This is a genomic window from Flagellimonas cixiensis (assembly GCF_042134615.1).
Classification (GTDB): domain Bacteria; phylum Bacteroidota; class Bacteroidia; order Flavobacteriales; family Flavobacteriaceae; genus Flagellimonas; species Flagellimonas cixiensis.
Window position 1 is genome coordinate 1,179,467 of sequence record NZ_CP169639.1, and the last position, 20,527, is coordinate 1,199,993.

19 protein-coding genes are annotated in these 20,527 nt (G+C 41.8%); 14 read left to right on the top strand and 5 right to left on the bottom strand.

Going from position 1 to position 20,527, the window contains the following annotated elements; all coding sequences use genetic code 11:
• The first annotated feature begins 1 nt into the window (after position 1).
• The 3 genes from ABT310_RS05220 to radA all read left to right on the top strand — a co-directional run bounded on the left by ABT310_RS05220 (position 2) and on the right by radA (position 3,630).
• A complete protein-coding gene (locus ABT310_RS05220) occupies positions 2-967 on the top strand; it encodes a YbhN family protein (RefSeq protein ID WP_375325690.1) in 966 nt (321 codons plus the stop codon).
• Positions 968-993: 26 nt separating this feature from the next.
• Positions 994-2,136: an alpha/beta hydrolase gene (locus tag ABT310_RS05225; RefSeq protein WP_375325691.1), complete on the top strand. Its 1,143-nt coding sequence runs from the start codon at positions 994-996 to the stop codon at positions 2,134-2,136.
• 135 nt (positions 2,137-2,271) lie between these two features.
• A complete protein-coding gene (gene radA, locus ABT310_RS05230; protein ID WP_375325692.1) occupies positions 2,272-3,630 on the top strand; it encodes a DNA repair protein RadA in 1,359 nt (452 codons plus the stop codon).
• A gap of 3 nt (positions 3,631-3,633) precedes the next feature.
• Here the strand turns inward: radA and ABT310_RS05235 are convergent, their stop codons facing one another.
• Positions 3,634-4,674: an NADP(H)-dependent aldo-keto reductase gene (locus ABT310_RS05235; protein WP_375325693.1), complete on the bottom strand. Its 1,041-nt coding sequence runs from the start codon at positions 4,672-4,674 to the stop codon at positions 3,634-3,636.
• Positions 4,675-4,733: 59 nt separating this feature from the next.
• Positions 4,734-5,498, bottom strand: a complete 765-nt coding sequence (locus ABT310_RS05240; protein ID WP_375325694.1) for an exodeoxyribonuclease III — start codon at positions 5,496-5,498, stop codon at positions 4,734-4,736.
• A 135-nt stretch (positions 5,499-5,633) separates the two neighbouring features.
• Between ABT310_RS05240 and ABT310_RS05245 the strand changes: the two genes are divergently transcribed.
• The 7 genes from ABT310_RS05245 (at position 5,634) to ABT310_RS05275 (ending at position 13,995) form a co-directional block, all read left to right on the top strand.
• A complete protein-coding gene (locus ABT310_RS05245) occupies positions 5,634-6,188 on the top strand; it encodes a cysteine hydrolase family protein (protein ID WP_375325695.1) in 555 nt (184 codons plus the stop codon).
• A gap of 37 nt (positions 6,189-6,225) precedes the next feature.
• Complete coding sequence (locus tag ABT310_RS05250) at positions 6,226-7,332, top strand: Gfo/Idh/MocA family protein (protein ID WP_375325696.1); 1,107 nt, start codon at positions 6,226-6,228, stop codon at positions 7,330-7,332.
• A gap of 17 nt (positions 7,333-7,349) precedes the next feature.
• Positions 7,350-9,410 carry a TonB-dependent receptor family protein gene (locus ABT310_RS05255; protein ID WP_375325697.1) on the top strand — a complete coding sequence of 687 codons (2,061 nt, stop codon included), beginning with the start codon at positions 7,350-7,352 and terminating at the stop codon, positions 9,408-9,410.
• Positions 9,411-9,420: 10 nt separating this feature from the next.
• Positions 9,421-9,903, top strand: a complete 483-nt coding sequence (locus ABT310_RS05260) for a GyrI-like domain-containing protein (RefSeq protein WP_375325698.1) — start codon at positions 9,421-9,423, stop codon at positions 9,901-9,903.
• A gap of 144 nt (positions 9,904-10,047) precedes the next feature.
• Complete coding sequence (locus ABT310_RS05265; RefSeq protein ID WP_375325699.1) at positions 10,048-11,475, top strand: amidohydrolase; 1,428 nt, start codon at positions 10,048-10,050, stop codon at positions 11,473-11,475.
• A 4-nt stretch (positions 11,476-11,479) separates the two neighbouring features.
• Entirely contained in the window at positions 11,480-12,469 is a 990-nt protein-coding gene (locus ABT310_RS05270) for a metallophosphoesterase family protein (protein ID WP_375325700.1), read from the top strand.
• Positions 12,470-12,519: 50 nt separating this feature from the next.
• Positions 12,520-13,995 (top strand): M28 family peptidase, encoded by a 1,476-nt coding sequence (locus ABT310_RS05275; RefSeq protein WP_375325701.1) that lies wholly within the window; start codon positions 12,520-12,522, stop codon positions 13,993-13,995.
• Positions 13,996-14,034: 39 nt separating this feature from the next.
• Here the strand turns inward: ABT310_RS05275 and ABT310_RS05280 are convergent, their stop codons facing one another.
• The gene (locus ABT310_RS05280; RefSeq protein WP_375325702.1) at positions 14,035-14,244 is read right to left on the bottom strand and encodes a hypothetical protein; all 210 of its coding nucleotides are present in this window, start codon (positions 14,242-14,244) and stop codon (positions 14,035-14,037) included.
• Positions 14,245-14,516: 272 nt separating this feature from the next.
• On the opposite strand from ABT310_RS05280, the gene ABT310_RS05285 reads away from it, so the two are divergent.
• The 4 genes from ABT310_RS05285 to ABT310_RS05300 all read left to right on the top strand — a co-directional run bounded on the left by ABT310_RS05285 (position 14,517) and on the right by ABT310_RS05300 (position 17,768).
• The gene (locus tag ABT310_RS05285) at positions 14,517-14,771 is read left to right on the top strand and encodes an autorepressor SdpR family transcription factor (protein WP_375325703.1); all 255 of its coding nucleotides are present in this window, start codon (positions 14,517-14,519) and stop codon (positions 14,769-14,771) included.
• A gap of 2 nt (positions 14,772-14,773) precedes the next feature.
• Entirely contained in the window at positions 14,774-15,415 is a 642-nt protein-coding gene (locus tag ABT310_RS05290) for an SdpI family protein (RefSeq protein ID WP_375325704.1), read from the top strand.
• A 67-nt stretch (positions 15,416-15,482) separates the two neighbouring features.
• Positions 15,483-15,995: a DUF3124 domain-containing protein gene (locus ABT310_RS05295; protein WP_375325705.1), complete on the top strand. Its 513-nt coding sequence runs from the start codon at positions 15,483-15,485 to the stop codon at positions 15,993-15,995.
• 105 nt (positions 15,996-16,100) lie between these two features.
• Positions 16,101-17,768, top strand: a complete 1,668-nt coding sequence (locus ABT310_RS05300; protein ID WP_375325706.1) for a formate--tetrahydrofolate ligase — start codon at positions 16,101-16,103, stop codon at positions 17,766-17,768.
• 66 nt (positions 17,769-17,834) lie between these two features.
• Here ABT310_RS05300 and ABT310_RS05305 read toward each other — a convergent pair whose 3' ends face one another.
• Together ABT310_RS05305 and ABT310_RS05310 are read right to left on the bottom strand one after the other, a co-directional pair.
• Positions 17,835-19,376, bottom strand: coding sequence for a glycine--tRNA ligase (locus tag ABT310_RS05305; protein ID WP_375325707.1), 1,542 nt, complete (start codon positions 19,374-19,376; stop codon positions 17,835-17,837).
• A gap of 36 nt (positions 19,377-19,412) precedes the next feature.
• Positions 19,413-20,309, bottom strand: a complete 897-nt coding sequence (locus ABT310_RS05310; RefSeq protein WP_375325708.1) for a hypothetical protein — start codon at positions 20,307-20,309, stop codon at positions 19,413-19,415.
• Between the last annotated feature and the right edge of the window lie 218 nt (positions 20,310-20,527).

Here is a 20,527-nt window from a genome sequence, read left to right on the forward strand (position 1 = left end):
TTTGGGAAAATCCCTGAAAAAATTCCTTAAGATTTTTGTCCCAATTGCCTTTGGGCTTTTCTTGGTTTGGTACTCTTACAATTCCACTACCCCCGAGGAGAGAAAGCAAATCATCCATTACATTTCCAATGCGAGCCCATTTTGGGTAATCGTATCGGTTATCATCGGAATTTTAAGTCATATCTCCAGGGCCATCCGTTGGAATTATCTTTTGCGACCTCTGGGGTACCAACCCAAAATCATCAATAACGTATTTATTGTATTAATCTCCTATTTCGCCAATTTGGGAATTCCCAGATCAGGTGAAATCCTTCGGGCAACTGCCCTCACCACCTACGAGAATGTCCCCTTCGAAAAAGGGTTCGGCACCATCGTCACCGAAAGAGTGATTGATCTATTGATGCTCTTGATCATTATACTTATCACATTGGTGCTCCAAACCGATTTTATATTGGGTTTTTTAGAAGAAAAAGGCGTGAACATTTTGGGTGCCATAGGCATTTTGGCATTTGGAATAGTTGGGTTGTTCGTTGGCACATTCATCATCCGTAGGTCCAATTCACCCTTAGCCTTAAAATTGAAAGGGTTTTTAATTGGTCTTTTGGATGGGGTGATGAGCATTTTCAAAATGAAAAATAAATGGCCGTTTATCCTTCACACCCTATTCATTTGGATAGCATATTTTGGCATGTTCTGGGTTATAAAATACACTGTTGAAGAAACCATCGACCTAAGTTTAAGCCAACTTCTTGTCGGGTTCGTTGCAGGAGCCTTTGCCATGTCTACGACCAACGGGGGTATAGGTCTTTACCCTATCGCTGTTAGTGCCGCTTTGGGTATTTATGGAATCAGCTCCGTTTCGGGCGATGCCTTTGGATGGATCATGTGGATCGCACAAACCCTAATGGTGGTCGTTTTTGGCACAATATCTTTCATAGTTTTACCGTTACTAAATAGAATTCGGTAAACCCCAAGCCGTTAAAACTTAACCAAATGAAAAAATGTCTATTTATCTTAATAGGCTTTTTGTGCTTGAACCTGAACGCGCAAGTACAAAAGGAAATCTTCGAATCCTTCAAACTACAAGAACGAAGAGATGTTTCCTATTACTTTCCAGAAGATTATTCCGATGATAAACTGTACCCGTTGATCATTGTACTCGATGCCGATTACCTATTCGATTTGGTGGTGGCCAATGTAAAGTTCCAAAGCAAACTGGACCGCATGCCCGAAGCTATTGTGGTAGGAGTACACCAAGCTGAAAATGATTTGAGATGGGAAGATTGTGATTGGGAAGATGGCACTGGGTTACCTACCGATAAAGGCAAGATGTTCTACGAATTTCTGGGCACCGAGTTAATCCCTTATATGGCAACCACTTATAAAATTGCACCCTTTAAAATGTTTGTTGGATACGATATCACAGCCAACTTTGGAAATTATTACCTGTTCAAGGACCATTCTTTCTTCAATTCTTTTGTGAGTATATCGCCCATTTTGGCACCGGAAATGGAGAACCGTGTCCCCGAGCGTTTATTGGCATTGGACCAAACCATTTTTTACAATCTTATTGTAGAAAAAGCCCCCTCGGAAGACCGACAACTTATCCTTCAAATGAACCATAGCATCAAATCCATCGAAAAGGAATCCTTACATTACTTTTTTGATGAATACGAAGATGCAGACCATGAATCCATTGCAGCTTATGGAATCAGCAAAGCATTCGACAATGTATTCAAAATATACAGACCCATAACCCCAGAAGAATACAAAACCGAGATAGTTACTTCCGAGGAACCTGTATTCAACTATTTGGAGAACCGCTATAACACCATTAAGGACTTGTTTGGTTTTGAAAAGCAAGTGGAACTCAACGATATAATGGCCATTTATGCAGCCTGTTTGAAAAAACAAGACTACGAATCCTTAAAACCTTTGGCAGATCTCTGTAAAAAAGAATTCCCAGAAACTATGATGGGATTTTATTTTGAAGCAGAGCATCATGAATTCTTAGGTGAACCCAAAAAAGCGTTCAAAGCGTTTGAAAAAGCCTTTCAAATGGAGGAAATCGACTTTTTGACCAAGGATTTGGCCCTTGAAAAAATTGATGCCCTTAAAGCAGACTTTGGATGGTAGTTTAATGGATTATTAGATTGTTAGACGGTTGGACAAGTTGGATGATTCTAATAATATCATCTAAGAATCTATTGGTCCAAAAATCCAAGATTCCAATTCTCAAATCCATATCTTTAGGCCTTCATCCAATTTGAAATGGCCAAGACCAAAACAGCATTTTTTTGTCAAAATTGTGGCACCCAATATGCCAAATGGGTAGGACAATGTTCCTCCTGCAAGGAATGGAACACCATTGTGGAAGAAGTCGTCCAAAAAGAAGATAAAAAAAGTTGGAAGACCGATACCGTGGCCAAACAGGCCAACAAACCCCTACGTGTTTCCGAAATCACACAAGAAAAAGAGCTGCGTTTAAATACTCTAGATCAAGAATTCAACCGTGTGCTGGGTGGTGGCCTGGTACCAGGCTCCTTAACCCTTTTAGGAGGTGAACCTGGCATTGGAAAAAGTACTTTATTACTTCAGATTGCCCTAAAACTACCCTACAAAATTCTATATGTTTCAGGTGAGGAAAGTCAACGGCAGATAAAAATGCGTGCAGACCGTATTCAGCCCAACAGCGAAAACTGCTACATTCTTACCGAGACAAAAACACAAAACATATTCCAGCAGATTTCGACCATCGAGCCCGATTTGGTCATCATTGATTCCATTCAAACCCTGCACACCGATTATATCGAATCTGCTGCTGGTAGCATTTCGCAAATCCGTGAATGCACAGCAGAACTCATCAAATTTGCAAAAGAAACTCATACCCCAGTTATTTTAGTCGGACACATCACCAAGGATGGCACCATTGCAGGACCCAAAATTTTAGAGCATATGGTGGATACCGTACTACAGTTTGAAGGTGACCGTAACTATGTCTACCGAATTCTGCGTTCCCTAAAAAACCGATTTGGTTCCACCGCTGAATTGGGCATTTATGAAATGCAGGGTAGTGGTTTACGCGAAGTAAACAATCCCTCCGAAGTGTTGATTTCCAAAAATGATGAAGACCTGAGCGGCACCGCCATTGCCTCCACCGTGGAAGGTATGCGACCCTTGTTGATTGAAATACAAGCTTTGGTGAGCACCGCGGTTTATGGCACACCTCAACGTTCTGCCACAGGATTCAATGCGAAACGTTTGAACATGCTGCTCGCTGTATTGGAAAAACGAGCAGGTTTTAAATTGGGAGCAAAAGATGTCTTTTTGAATATTACCGGTGGCATCTCCGTGGATGATCCAGCCATTGATTTGGCCGTTATGGCGGCAATCTTATCCAGTAATTCGGATATCGCCATTGAAAAAGGAGTTTGCTTTGCTGCAGAAGTTGGACTTGCTGGCGAAATTAGACCCGTACAACGCGTGGACCAACGTATCCTCGAAGCTGAAAAATTGGGATTCTTCAAAATTTTTGTTTCCAAGAACAATAAAATTGGACTAAAAAAGTCCGGAATACAGATTCAAAAAGTCTCCAAGATTGAAGATGTGGTCGCTCACCTTTTTGGTTAAAAATTAAGGAGCAGGGTTAGGAATGGCTTTGTGGATTTCCTCAATACCATCCAACACCTCATCAGAAAGGTCTACATCTATACTTTCAATGTTTTCCTTGAGCTGCTCCATTGTGGTAGCCCCAATAATGTTACTGGTCACAAAGGGTCTCGTATTCACAAAGGCCAATGACATCTGTGCCAAGCTTAAACCATGTTCTTTGGCTAAATCCGCATACATTTGGGTAGCTTGGCTGGCAGTTTCGCCACTATATCGATTGTAATTCGGAAACAAAGTCACTCTGGCTTTTCTCGGCGGAATTTCGGTTAGATATTTTCCACTCAACACCCCAAAAGCCATTGGCGAATAGGCCAACAAACCGATTTGCTCTCGCATAGAAATCTCCGAAAGTCCCACTTCAAACAAACGGTTCAATAAACTATATGGGTTTTGAATGGTCAACATTCGGGGCAAGGACTGATGCACTTTGCTTTCTTCCAAAAAACGCATGGTACCCCACGGGGTCTCATTGGACAATCCTACATGACGAATCTTTCCCTCCGCAACTAAATCACGTAGCGTTTCCAAAACCTGATGTATATTATCGTCCCAAACTTCTATTGCATGGGCATTGTACCCTCGTTGACCAAAAAAATTAGTGTTTCGTTCTGGCCAATGCAATTGATATAGATCAAGATAATCGGTTTGCAAACGCTTCAAACTGCCCTCCACTGCACTGATAATGGATTCTTTACTAAAACCTGTGTCGCGAATGTGTTTTGCTGCATACCCGGGCCCTGCTATTTTGGAGGCCAACACCACTTTATCCCGATTTCCTGTCTTTTTGAACCATTCCCCAATAATTTCTTCGGTAACCGCATACAGTTCCTTTTTGGAAGGTACAGGATATAATTCTGCCGTATCAAAAAAATTAACACCCTGATCCAAGGCATAATCCATTTGCTCAAAAGCTTCATCTTGATTGTTCTGACGACCCCAAGTCATGGTGCCCAAGCAAATTTTACTGATTCTGATGCTGGTATGTGGAATTCTGGTATACTTCATATTTAAAATTTAGGACGACTAAAGGTAGTCAATCAGAAAAACTGAGTCTTATGGTAATGTTATTTTTCTATTTCCAATAAAATGGGGCAATGATCGCTGTGTTTGGCTTCGGATAAAATCACTGAACGTCTTAAACTATTTTCCAATGGCTCTGCAACCATCCCATAATCTAACCGCCAGCCTTTATTATTGGCTCTTGCATTAGCTCGATAACTCCACCACGTATAATTATCGGGCTCTTTGTTGAAATGTCTAAAACTATCAATAAACCCGCTCTTCATAAAATCGCCAATCCATTCCCTTTCCACAGGTAAAAATCCAGAAACATTCTTATTTCGAACAGGATCATGGATATCAATCGCTTCATGACAGATATTATAGTCCCCCAACACAATTAAATTGGGTCGTTCTTTCCGTAACTCATCCGCATATTTTTGAAAATCGGCCATATAGGTCAATTTAAAATCCAAACGATCTAGATTCGTTCCAGATGGTAAATACATGCTCATAATGGAAAGGTCACCATAATCGGCACGGATATTTCTTCCCTCAAAATCCATATAATCTATTCCAGTGCCAAATTCCACGTGATCAGGTTTTTCTTTACAAAGTAAAGCCACCCCGCTATATCCTTTTTTCTGGGCACTGAACCAATAATGGTGCGGGTAACCTGCCGCTTCAAAAAGATGGGTGTCCACCTGTTCTTCCATGGCCTTGGTTTCCTGAAGGCAAATAATATCTGGCGAAACGGTTTGCAGCCAATCTACAAAACCTTTGTTCATGGCAGCCCGAATTCCGTTAACATTGTATGATGCGATTTTCATCCAAGTAAATTTTCCCTAAAAATAGCCATTGTGAACGGCTCCCTAAAATTGAATTTTTCAATGGGAATATCAAGGAAACGAATGAAAGCCATTTTCTAAGTGAATTCCTTGTAATTTTAAATTAAAATTCAACCCATGACCGCACTTGTTTTGATTGACATTCAAAAAGGCCTCCATGAAATCGCATTTTACGGTACGGAGAGAAATAACCCCGATGCTGAGCACAATTGTGGTAGACTTTTGACCTTTTTCAGGGAGAAACAAATGCCAATTTTTCATGTGAAACACAATTCCACAAATGCAGATTCGCCATTGCATCCAAGTAAAAATGGAAACGATTTTCAATTGGCGGTTCAACCATTGCACAATGAACCTATTTTCGAAAAAAGTGTGAATAGTGCTTTTATCGGCACCAAATTGGAGGCTGAATTAACAAAACAACGTATTTCCCATTTGGTGATTGCCGGACTCACCATTGAGCATTGCATATCCACCTCGGTTCGTATGGCCGCCAACCTTGGTTTTAATGTGACTTTGATTTCTGATGCCACTGCAGCCTTTGATAAAATCGGTATTGATGGCAACCACTATAGCGCAGATATCATTTTTCAAACCGAAATGGCAAACTTAAAGGATGAATTTGCCATCATTAAGAACACAGCTTCCTTTTTGAAAGAACTTGATAATTAGTTGCTATTTTTATAGAATTCAAAATCCCCACAACCTTATGGTACGATCTGCGCTTTTCTTTTTGATTTGTTTATTTTCCACAAGCACACAACTATTTGCTCAATCCGAACCACTTAAAATTGGTGTGGCAGGACTATCCCATTCCCACGTGCATTCCATTTTGGGGCGAAAAGACATTGGGGATATAAAAATAGTGGGCATTGCCGAACCCAATCGGGAACTTGCACAGCGATTTGCAGAGCAATATGGATTTTCAATGGATTTGGTCTACAACAATTTAGAGGAAATGATTGCAGTCACCCAACCAGAAGCAGTCACCGCTTTTGGCAGCATCTATGATCATTTAAAAGTGGTTGAAATTTGTGCGCCAAAGGGAATACACGTAATGGTAGAAAAACCTTTGGCCGTTAGCATACAACATGCCAAAAAAATGAAATCCCTGGCCCAAGAACACAACATTCATTTGCTCACCAATTACGAAACCACGTGGTACCCAACCAATCATGAGGCAAAATCGCTTTTGGACAATGGAAAAATTGGTTCCCTGCGAAAAGTTGTTGTTCGCGATGGCCATCGGGGACCTGTAAAAATCGGGGTAAATGAGGAGTTTTTGGAATGGCTTCAAGACCCTGTCTTAAATGGTGGTGGGGCCATTACCGATTTTGGTTGTTATGGTGCAAATCTTGCCACATGGCTTCTCAAAGGAGAAAAACCAAATACAGTTACTGCGGTAACCCAACAATTTCAATCCGAAAACAATCCAAAAGTAGATGACGATGCGGTGATTATCCTAACCTATGATGATTGCCAAGCCGTTTTACAACCTTCTTGGAACTGGCCCATTGGCAGAAAAGATATGGAGCTTTATGGGTTAACCGGTGCAATTTTTGCGGATAACAGAAATACCCTTCGTGTTCGAATGGCGGAAGGTTATGATGGTTACGAAGAAGAAATTTTAACTTTAGAGGAAAGGTCCTATCCTTACAATGACCCGTTCGCTTTATTGGTTGCAGTGGTACGTGGCTCCATTCAATTAAACCCTGATGACCTAACTGCCTTGGAGAACAACATGATCGTGGTCGAAATCTTGGATGCCGCTCGCAAAAGTGCCAAAACGGGCAAAACAGTAAAGCTAAAAAATTAACCTCCATTAGAATAGAAATGAGACTACCCATAGCATTTATTTGCTTTCTTTTACCCATAATTGTTGTAGCCCAAAATACGCCCAAAGATTCCATCACCCAATTGGAAGAGGTGATTTTGACTCAAGAAACCATTCCAAAAAAGGCTGTGGGAATCACAGCCTCGTCGACCATTTCCACGCAAACTTTTGAAAGATTCAACCCCACGGATATTCCATCCGCAATGAACCAAATTTCTGGGGTATATATTCTTTCCGGGGCTATTAACACCAATCGAATCACGGTGCGGGGTATCGGGGCAAGAACTCCGTACGGCACCAATAAATTACGGATGTACTTTAATGGAATTCCCGTGACCAATGGCACTGGCTCCTCCACTATTGAGGCGTACGACTTTGAGAATTTAGGTGCTGTAGAAGTCATAAAAGGACCGAAAGGAACTGCTTTTGGTTCTAATCTAGGGGGTGCCATTTTGCTTGACACCAAGCCTTCAGTTGAGGATGAGACCCAACTTATGAACTCATTTTCGGTAGGGTCATACAATATGCTGAAGGACAACCTGACCTTTTCCCATTCAGAGAAAAACTTCAACCTATCCTTAAGTTACAATCATTTGGAAATGGATGGCTACCGACAGAACAGTCAGTTTAATCGAGATGGTGTTTTGTTGAATTCCCAATTCAGAATTGGGGAGAAAAGTAGTATGGCGATTTTGGTCAATTATATCGACTATACGGCCCATATTGCAAGTTCCATTAATCAGACCGATTTTGATGAGGACCCCACAAGAGCCGCCTCTAATTGGTTGGCAGCTCAAGGTTATGAGGCGAATAACTATCTTTTAACAGGTTTGTCCCATACCTATCAATTCTCAGATAAACTAAAAAATACTACCAGCATTTTCTATACCTATTTGGACCATTACGAACCTCGACCATTCAATATTTTGGATGAGTACACCATTGGATTTGGTCTACGAACCCATTTTACTGGAGATTGGGGGAAATCGCGGTTTACCTTTGGGGGTGAACTCTATAAAGATGAATACCAATGGGGCACTTTTGAAAATCTATACCGAGAAAATGATGGAAATGGCAGCTTGCAGGGAGATCAATTAAGTGACAACAAGGAATTTAGAAGACAGTTCAATCTTTATGGGACATTCACTTATCCGATAACATCAACGCTATCCGCTCAGCTGGGTCTCAATTTGAACAAGACTTTTTATGATTTTCGAGATCAGTTCAATCAAGACGAAAACAATGCATCTGCCGAACGAGATTTTGATGCCATTTTATTACCGAATCTTGCTTTGAACTATCAATTGGAAAATGGTAAACTTTACGCCAATATCAGCAGGGGTTTTTCCAATCCGAGCTTGGAGGAAACCCTAACTCCCGACGGCATTATTAACCCCGATATTGCCCAGGAAACTGGAATAAATTATGAGCTTGGCAGTGAATGGTTGCTTTTTCAAAAAAAACTGTCTGCCAATGTTACGGTGTACCGAATGAATGTGAAAAATCTTTTGGTGGCCCAACGGGTAGGTGAAGACCAATATATAGGTAGAAATGCCGGTAAAACCCGTCATCAAGGTTTGGAATTGGACCTACAATACCGCGAAAAATTGTCGCGTACGCTTATCCTATCCCCTTACCTCAGCTACACATTGAACGACCATAGTTTTGTGGATTTCGTGGATGGAGACAACAACTATTCTGGTAATCCGCTCACTGGGGTGCCAAAACATCGTATCAGTTCTGGTGTGGACCTACAGCACTCCAATGGCCTACAATTGAATGTAACCCATCAATTTGTAGACAAAATTTCCCTTACAGATGCCAACACAGCCTATAGTGACTCATTCAATGTGGTTCATGCCAAACTCGGTTATCGAACTTCACTTTCCCAACACATTAACTTGGGTTTAAATGCTGGAATCAACAATATTTTTGATAACAACTACGCTCAATCCGTATTGATCAATGCAGTTGGTTTTGGAGGAGCACAGCCGAGATATTTTTATCCCGGAAATGGTCGGAATTATTTTGGCGGGGTGAAGTTAAACTATGTTTTTTAAATCCTATGAAATGATCCCTTCAATTAAAACCTTATCTATAACCCACCTAATAGGCGTGAACATGACCATGTCGTTTGCCAACAACAAAACCTTTGAGCTCTGGCAAAGTCTTTCCCCTAGAAAAAGGGAAATCAAAAACAAGGTCAATAATGACTTGTATTCCGTGGAGGTGTATCCCGATACTTCATTTTTTCAGGATTTTGATCCTATACAGACATTTGTTAAATGGGCAGCAGTTGCCGTTTCTGAAATTGAAGATATTCCTGCCGGAATGAAAGCTTTGACCCTACCCGAAGGTCTCTATGCCATATTTCATTACAAAGGTAAACCAAGCGAAATAAAAGACACTTTCCAATATATTTACGGGCAATGGCTACCCAACTCCAAATATGCAATGGATGCAAGGCCCTACTTTGCCCTTATGGGTGAAAAATATATAGGCGAACACCCAGATTCGGAAGAAGAATTTTGGATTCCCATCAAGAAAAAGTAGGCTAATCTTCGGATTTTTCAATAATGTAGACTAGTGGCTTGCCCTGCATAATCTTCTTGACTTTTAATATTATCTTTGAGAGAATCACCATTCAATGAATTTGTTGATTCAAATAATAACCAACCAACTACTAAACTACTCAAAATGAAAAAACCTCTATTGGGCACCTTTGCCTTTTTATTAATCACCTCAACTGCCTTTGGGCAAAAAGACAAGAAAAAAATCATTGCCGACCTCGATGCCAAAAAAGAGCATTACACCACAATTGCCAAAGAACTTTGGACCAATCCAGAATTGGGTTATTTGGAAGAAAATAGTTCGGCCCTGCTTCAAAGTGAACTAGAAAAAGAGGGCTTTACCATTGAAAAGGGTGTGGCCGGAATTCCAACGGCATTTACTGCAACATACGGTTCTGGTTCGCCAGTAATTGGTGTTCTCGGTGAGTTCGATGCCTTGCCAGGGATGTCGCAAGATGCAGTGCCTTTTAGAAAACCTAGGGTGGCAGGCGCTCCTGGTCAGGCATGTGGTCACCACTTATTTGGAACAGGGTCCATGGCCGCTGCCATTGCTGCAAAAAATTACCTCATTGAATCTGGTAAATCAGGAACCATCCGTTTTTATGGAACCCCGGCCGAAGAGGGCGGTTCTGGTAAAGTTTATATGGTGCGTGCTGGACTTTTTAATGATGTGGACGCCATTGTTTCTTGGCATGCAGGAAACCAAAATGCAGCCAATCCAAGCACCAATTTGGCCACCATTTCAGGAAAATTCCGATTTACAGGAAAATCATCCCACGCAGCTATGGCACCAGAATTGGGTCGTTCTGCTCTGGATGGTGTGGAAGGCATGAACGATTTGGTGAACATGCTTCGCGAACATACCACAGAGCCAACCCGTATCCATTATGTGATCACCAAAGGTGGGGATGCTCCAAACATTGTTCCTAAAGAAGCAGAAGTGTATTACGTGATTCGTCACTCCAACCGATTGGAAGTAAAAGCCGTTTGGGACCGCGTCGTAAAAGCTGCCCAAGGTGCTGCTATCGGAACGGAAACCGAAATGACCTATGAAATCATCGGAGGTACCTATGAAAAGTTGCCTAACGAGGCTCTTGCTAAAATCATGCACAGCAATATGACCATCGTGGGCGGAGTGGACTATACTCCTGAAGAAGTTGAGTTTGCGAAAGAAATTCAAAAAACTTTAGGAGCGCCAAAACCCATAGAAAGTGCCCAAGAAATCCAACCCATGCAATTTACCTATGGTAAAGCTTCCGCAGATACAGGTGATGTGAGTTGGAACACCCCAACTGGAGCCGTAACCACAGCCACTTGGGTACCTGGAACCCCGGCGCACAGCTGGCAAGCAGTTGCCTCTGGCGGGACCGATATCGGATTTAAAGGGATGATGGTTGCCGCCAAAACCATGGCACTATCCGCCATGGACCTCTTTAAAAATCCAAAATTACTGGATGAAATCAAGGCCGAATTCAACGAAAGAAGAGGTGCCGATTTCAAATACGAAGCTTTGTTAGGCGACAGAGAGCCAGCATTGGACTACAGAAAAAACTAGAACCATGAAAACCCAATTTCTCTTTCTTCTCACTTTTGTAGGTCTTGTGGCGTGCAAACAAAATACAGATCCTGTTGAAGAAGTATATCCAAAGTTTACCCACAGCATTACATCTGGGCCCAAACCTTGGAACAGTGAAGTGTTTGAACCGACGGAAGACGATTTCACCTTTGCCATTATTTCTGACCTAAATGGAGGAGAAAGAGAAGGGTTTTATGCCACTGCCGTGCAACAATTGAACATGCTCGACCCCACTTTTGTCCTCAGTGTAGGCGATTTGATTGATGGCGGAACTGAGGACAAAAATCAACTTCAAAAAGAATGGGATTCCTTTGACGACCGCACTGGAAAATTGAACATGCCATTTTTTCATTTGGGTGGCAACCACGACCTTACCAATCCTGTAATGCGTGAATTTTGGAACAACCGCTTTGGTCCCCGTTACTATCATTTTATATACGAAAACGTGCTGTTTTTGATGATGGATTCCGAAGACTATGAAGAAAAGCGCATGATTGAAATCTATGAAGCACGTGCCAAGGCCCTTAAAATTATTGATGGTGAAATAGAGGGCAAATATGAAGAATCGGAATACTACCACATGCCCGAAAGACGTATTGGAGGTATGAGCAATGCCCAATTGGAGTATTTTACAAAGGTCTTAAAAGACCATCCCGATGTAAAATGGACCTTCGTGCTAATGCACAAACCCCTTTGGATGCGGGAAGATGAAAAAGGACTGGGACCCTTGGAAGATGAGTTGGCCGACCGCGAATACACCGTCATCAATGGACATTTCCACTCCTTTTCCAATACCATACGAAAAGGACATAGCTATTCCATTTTAGGCACCACGGGAGGAAGTCAAAATCCACAGGATTCTATGGCATTTGACCATGTAACCTTGGTTCAAATGGCCCAAAAACCAGTAATTACCCATTTAAAGATGGAAGGCATATTAAATGAGCAAGGAAAAGTTCCTGTGCCTCAATAAAGCATTTTACCTATCTTTAAAATCGGCGAACACCACTTTATTTAAACTTTATGAAAAAATATCTTTCCCTCAGCATTGCGTTTTTAAGCATCGGAATGCTTTCCGCGCAAAGCGATCAAGAAAAGGCTGCCTCCACAGTACAAGAAAACACCATAAAAAGCCATATTTATTTTTTAGCCGACGACCTATTGGAAGGTCGTGCCTCTGGAACACGTGGCAATAAAATTGCGGCCAGCTATTTGGCCAACCAATTGCGCAGGTATGGAGCTACTCCAATTCCAGGCACCGAAACCTATTATCAATCTTTTGATTTGGTGGAAACTACTCCTCCTAAAAACTTAGAATTGAGCTTAAACGGCAGCGATTTTCCACTGCATGCCACTTTTAAAATGCCGGCGATAGAACAATCGGGCGATGCCATTTATTTAGGCTATGGAACCGAAACCGATTTTGAAGGAAAAGCAATTGCAGGGAAAGTTGTGGTTGTGTTGGGTGGAAGTGCACCGGGACAGGACCCTGGTCAAATGTTCCGAAGCAGTCGTGAAAAAATGGAACGAATAAAAAGTTCCGGAGCGGCTGGTCTTGTGGAGCTTGTTGGTTTTGAACAAGGTATGTGGACCCGCATTAAGCATTATTTAGGTTCACAAACCGAAGTGCAAGAACCGGGTACCCTTGCTGAAGATGAAGGTGACTTGTTTCATGTTTGGGTAAACACTAGTGGCAATGACCCAAATTTTGAAGCCGGAAAAACCATGTCCTATACTTTAAAATCAGACGGACAGACCAAAAACATCAAAACCACTCAAAACGTCGTGGGCGTTATGGAAGGTTCCGACCCCAAACTTAAAAACGAATATGTGATCTACTCTGCACATTACGATCATGTGGGCATTGGCGAACCCAATGCAGATGGAGATTCCATTTACAATGGTGCTCGCGATAATGCGATTGGAGTGACCGCAGTGCTCTCGATGGCGGAAAACTTGGGCAAATACCCTACAAAACGTTCCGCGTTGTTCATTTTGTTCACAGCAGAAGAAAAAGGGTTGTTGGGAAGTGCATACTATGCCGACCATCCCGTGATTCCATTAGATCAAATGTCGTACTGTTTTAATACCGATGGCGGAGGATACAATGACACCTCTTTGGCTACCATTATTGGATTGGAGCGTACCTCGGCCCAGCCTTTGATTGAAAAAGGAGCTTCCACTTTTGGCCTAAAGGCCATTGGCGACCCTGCACCTGAGCAAGGCCTGTTTGACCGAAGTGATAATGTGAGTTTTGCACAAAAAGGGATTCCAGCACCTACCTATTCCACAGGTTTTCACAGTTTTGATGACGAAATATTTAAATACTACCACCAAGCCAGTGATGAGGCCGACTCTTTGGATTATAGTTATCTGCTCAAATTCTACCAAGGTTATGTGTACACGGGCCGATTGATTGCCAACACTTCGGATAAATTGTTCTGGAACGCAGGCGATAAATACGAAGAGGCTGGTAAGGCATTGTATGGAATGAAGTAATTTGGCATTTTCGTGAAAATGTAAGAGTAGTGGTTAATTTTAAGGAAGATTTGGAGGATGAATTACCATTTTCTTCAAAACCCTCAAAATTGTGACTACATCCTGAATTTCCTGTTGCTCAAAAGTGCCCAACTTAATATAAAATAGCATCTCTACGGCCAAATCCAAATAGTGGCCCAGTATTTCGGGTGTGCCGCAGCAATCTTTGATCCATTCATTCAATTCGGTGATTTGGGATTCGTTTAACATAGAGCCAAAATAAAAAGTAGTTTTCTTCTGTGTTACTACGAATTAGTAGCTTTTTTTTAAAGGGTGTCTCCCACATTTCCTTAAACATGAGATGCTGAAACAAGTTCAGCATGACGATTTTATTTCTTTTCAAATGAAAAATTATTGCGTCACCCTGAACTTGTTTCAGGGTCACACCCTGTAACCCTTCAATATTAGTTGCTAAACTATTTCATATCAACTATTTGCAAAATTCGTTTAATATTTAGATATTTATCTAAATAACTAATTTAATGAATTCGCTGTTCAAGGCCCTTAATGACGAAACCCGAAGGCAGATCATAGACCTGCTCAAAGAAAAGGACATGAACGCTGGGGAAATTGCGGAACGTTTCAATATTTCCAAACCCAGTATTTCGCACCATTTGGACATACTTCGGCAAGCCGATTTGGTCACCAGCGAAAAAAAAGGACAGTTTGTGGAGTACTCCCTCAACACCACCATTTTGGAAGATTTGCTCAATTGGATACTAACCTTAAAAAAATAACTATGAACCTAAAAAAAGAACTTCCGATCATTGGCATTGTTTTGCTTCCGTTTGTGTACTTGGCCTACATATGGAACCAACTCCCGCAAGAAGTGCCTTTGCATTACAACATAAAAGGAGAAATTGACCGGTATGGGGACAAATCGGAACTCATCATGATTCCCATAATGTTGCCCTTGCTCATTTATGTACTCCTATTAGTGGTGCCCTACATCGACCCAAAAAAACAGATTCAGAAAATGGGGAACAAATACTACTCCCTTAAGCTGATACTTACGTTGATTACTTCGGTTTTGGCCCTTTTTATTCTTTATTCCACCAAAGGTGGCAGTTTAGGCAATCCAAATTTCATTTTTGTGATCGTTGGGGTCATGTATCTTATTTTGGGCAACTATTTTAAAACCATCAAGGCCAACTATTTTATAGGAATCCGTACCCCATGGACCTTGGAAAGTGAATTTATTTGGAAAGAAACCCACAAGCTGGGCGGTAAGGTTTGGTTTATAGGTGGTATTGTTGCCATTATCAGTAGCCTTACCCTTCCCATGGAAACCAACTTCAAAGTATTTATGGCCATTACTGTTATCATCGCATTGATTCCCATCATCTATTCTTACATGCTCTTCAAAAAACAGAAAGATTAATTTTTAAGACACACATTTCAAGTATTGCAGAATCCGTATCTTAGTTAGCAGCTAGCAAAATAGGATTATGAGGAAGTTATTTCCACTACTTTTGGTGTTGACCATTATTTCCTGCAACGAAAAACCACCTAAAAAGGTAAGTTCGGTAGACCCTGTAAATTGGAACCAACGTAAGGCTTCCATTTCCAAATCCGATTCTTTGCTGAATGGTGTTTCCTATCTTTCTGTGTACTCAGAAATTTATAGTGAAACAGAGCATCGCACCCATAATCTTACAAGCACCATCAGCATGCGGAACACCAACCTCAGGGACACCATTTATATCCGCAAAGCGGAATATTTTGACACCCATGGTAACGCTATCCGAACGTATTTTGATTTTCCTATCCACATTAAACCTATGGAAACTGTTGAAATTGTGATTGATGAAAAAGACCAAGAAGGGGGCACGGGAGCCAACTTTTTGTTTCATTGGAGCATAAAACCCAACGTACACGAACCTTATTTTGAAGGGGTAATGATTTCCACTTCGGGCCAACAGGGACTTTCCTTTACCACCAACGGCATTCGGGTAGAATAGCCTGCGTTCCCAACCAATGTCATATAATTTCTAATGGGATTATAGTATCTTGTCTATGGATTCAAATAACTCTTTGAGTTGTTCTGTTCTTAAAATTTCTACCGTATGACTGATCAGCAAATTGCCAAACAAGTGGCTTTGAAACCTATTGCCACAATTGCCAAAAAATTTGGGGTTGATGCCGAAACCATTGAAATGTACGGCAAATACAAAGCAAAAATTCCACTTAATGCCATTAACCGTGAAAAGGCCAAAAACAGCAATCTTATTTTGGTCTCTGCGATTTCCCCAACCCCTGCCGGAGAAGGGAAAACAACAATGTCCATTGGACTTTCTGAAGGCCTTAACCAATTGGGAAAGAAAACAACAGTGGTTTTACGGGAGCCATCTTTAGGGCCTATTTTTGGAATTAAAGGTGGTGCAACCGGCGGAGGTTACTCCCAAGTCCTGCCGATGGAGGACATCAACTTGCATTTCACGGGGGATTTTGCCGCGATTGAAAAGGCGCATAATCTTTTGGCTGCGATAATAGATAATAATATTCAGAGTAAGACGAATTCTGTTCGGTTGGACCCAAGAACCATAGGTTGGAAACGGGTGATGGACATGAACGACCGATCCCTGCGTCATATAATCGTAGGATTGGGAGGAACAACCTCGGGCGTACCCCGAGAAACTGGATTTGATATTACCGCCGCTTCTGAAATCATGGCGATTTTATGTCTAGCTGAAAGTTTGACCGATCTAAAACAACGCCTTGGTAATATTTTTGTGGGCTACACTTTTGATAAAGAGCCCATTTATGCGAAAGATTTGAAAGCCGAGGGCGCGATGGCCGCTTTATTGAAAGAAGCCATCAAACCTAACCTGGTGCAGACCATTGAGGGGAACCCCGCAATTATTCACGGAGGACCTTTTGCCAATATTGCGCAAGGAACCAATTCCGTGATTGCTACCTTAATGGGAATGACACATTCCGACTACACCGTAACCGAGGCTGGTTTTGGTTTTGATCTAGGAGCAGAAAAGTTCTTCGACATTAAATGCCAAAGTGCAGGATTGAAACCAAAGGCTGTAGTACTCACAACAACCATTCGTGCCTTAAAATACCACGGAGGAGCGGATTTAAAATCCTTGACCGAACCCAATGTGGAGGCCTTAAGAAAGGGATTGCCCAATTTGGAAAAGCACTTGGAGAACATCACCAAGTTTCATGTGGTTCCCATTATTGCCATCAACAAATTTGTTTCCGATACTGATGAAGAGATTGAAGTGATTCAGGAGCTAGCAAAATCCAAAGGTATTCGAGTAGCAGTTGCCGAAGTTTGGGCCAAAGGTGGTGAAGGTGCCTTGGAATTGGCGCAACATGTTACTGATGTAGTCGAGTCAGGCAAATCCGACTTTAAACCTCTTTACGATTGGAACTCCAGCGTGCAGGATAAAATAGCTACCATTGCCACCGAAATTTATGGGGCAGAATATGTGGATTATACGCCAAGAGCCAAAGCCAATTTGCGCAAAATATCAGATTTAGGACTTGACCAATTACCGGTTTGTATCGCCAAGACCCAAAAATCGTTATCGGATAATCCAAAACTGTTAGGACGTCCCAAAGATTTTATCATCACTGTACGCGAAATTGAGATAGCGGTCGGCGCGGGATTCTTGATTCCCATCACGGGTGACATCATGCGTATGCCAGGGTTGCCAGCGCATCCAGCATCCGAGGGCATCGACATTAACGATGATGGGGAAATTACAGGTTTGTTTTAAAAATCTAGATTGCTGAGAACAGGTCTCGACTGCGCTCGACCTGACACCTTTAAGACGTTTTAGAACTTAGATTTTCTGCAACCAGTAACGCATATCCACTTCTTTGGAGATGATGTCCTTCACCTCTGAAAGTTTCACACGTTTTTGCTCCATGGTATCCCTGTGGCGGATGGTAACCGTATCGTCTTCCAAGGTTTGATGATCAACGGTGACACAGAAGGGTGTACCTGCCGCATCTTGACGACGGTAACGACGGCCTACGGCATCTTTCTCATCATAATCCACATTGAAATCCCATTTCAGCTCATCGACCAAATTTTGGGCCACTTCTGGGAGTCCATCACGCTTTAACAACGGTAGAACAGCGACTTTATTCGGTGCCAAGACTGCTGGAATCTTCAACACGGTTCTGGTGGAACCGTTTTCCAATTCTTCTTCTTGCAGTGAGTTGGAGAATACGGCCAAGAACATTCGGTCCAATCCAATGGAAGTTTCTAGCACGTAAGGCACATAGCTCTTATTTTCCTCTGGGTCGAAATATTGTAGTTTTTTACCAGAATATTCTTCGTGCTTACCCAAATCGAAATCGGTACGGGAGTGAATTCCTTCCAACTCCTTAAATCCGAAGGGGAACTTGAATTCGATATCAGCTGCGGCATCGGCGTAGTGCGCCAATTTTTCATGGTCGTGGAAACGATAGTTATCTGCTCCCATGCCCAAAGAAAGGTGCCACTTCATTCGTTTTTCTTTCCAGGCTTCGTACCATTCCATTTGGGTGCCTGGTTTTATAAAGAATTGCATTTCCATTTGTTCAAACTCCCGCATACGGAAGATAAACTGACGGGCTACAATCTCGTTACGAAAGGCTTTTCCGGTTTGGGCAATTCCAAACGGAATTTTCATCCTTCCTGTTTTCTGTACATTCAAAAAGTTGACAAAAATACCTTGTGCGGTCTCTGGACGAAGGTATAAATCCATGGCACTATCGGCGGAAGCTCCCAACTTGGTGCCGAACATCAGATTAAACTGCTTTACATCGGTCCAGTTTTTAGATCCAGAAAGTGGACAGGCAATCTCCAATTCCTCGATCAACGCTTTTACATCGGCCAAATCCTCTTTTTCCAAAGACTGACCCATGCGTTTAAGGATACTGTCAGCTTTTTCTTGGTAATCCACTACTCTTTTATTGGTAGCTAGGAACTGCTCCTTATCAAAACTATCACCAAAACGTTTGGCGGCTTTGGTCACTTCTTTTTCGATTTTTGCTTCGATTTTGGCCACATAGTCCTCAATCAAAACATCGGCACGATATCTTTTTTTGGAATCTTTGTTATCGATCAGTGGATCATTGAAAGCATCCACGTGGCCTGAGGCCTTCCAAGTGGTCGGATGCATGAAAATGGCGGCGTCGATACCAACAATGTTCTCATTGAGCTGCACCATGGCCTTCCACCAATATTCGCGAATGTTCTTTTTTAACTCGGCACCGTTCTGACCGTAATCATAAACTGCACTTAGTCCATCATAAATCTCACTGGATTGAAATACATAACCGTATTCCTTTGCGTGGGAGATAACCTTCTTAAAAATGTCTTCCTGATTTGCCATTGGGCAAAAATAGAATTTTACCCAAAAAGAAGTGTGCTATTTTAGCTGAAATTCTGCTGATGAAAGCAATCTTTCATCCTCAAAAACATTAAGGGTGTAAATTCCTTCTGGCAAAGACCCCTCGGGAACAGAAATGGCATCGCAAATACTGATTTCCTTTCCGGTGTAAATTACCTCCACCTTTTTGCTGTATATGTTTCCACTAACGGAAACTGTACTGGCATTATCTTCGATTACTGCCATGTTGGGGTCCAAAAATTGTAGGTATAAAACTTTGACATCTCCTTTTGAGTTTGGATCGCTCATAATGGTAACACAACCTCGTAATTTTTCGATTACGGAAGCTTTGTTGGTTTTGATGGGTCTACCTGCCCTCAAACGAAATCCACTTCCTTCGGCATCTTGAAGTTTTAGATAGCTCTTTACTCGTAATTCGCGAGCAAGCTCTTTATTGGTTTCACGAAGCAAAGACTCCGTGCGTTCCATATTATTGGCCCTGCCCCTAAGTTCTTCGAGTTGTTTTAAGGTTTCGTCGTATCGACTCGCCAATAAACTGTTGTTGTATCTCAAGAAATTATTTTTCAGTTTCAAGCTATCGAAACTCAATTCCAGTTTACGTAGTTCTTTTCGGGTTTCTTTAAGCTTGGTCAAACTAAAATTTAAGCGCCCTACGGAATCCATCAATTGCTGCACCCTGAACCTCGATGTCTGCAACTCGATTTCATTTACTTCATTCAACCCGGATAAACGGTCTACTTCGGCACGCATTAAGGTAAGATCTTTCACCAAAAGTGATTTTTCCTGTTCCAAAAACAGCATTTGGTTTTTGGATTGGGCGTAACTGTAGTAAAAGGCAATGAGAATACCCACGATAACCGCTACCAATGCGGCAAAGATAATCTTGTAGTTGAAATTGTTATCTTGGGGGTTCATGGGGTTGACAGACTACACTTAAATGTATGAGATTTGATACCAAAAAGGTTGGCTAAGATAATAAACGAGATTAACAACATCCTATTGCCAAAGGTATGTTTTGGATGTAATGCCCAATTATTCAGGGGAGAAAACGTCTTGTGTGCTGTTTGTCGACATGATGTGCCACTCACCGATCATAACTACCTGACGGAAAACGCCGTGGACCGCATTTTTTA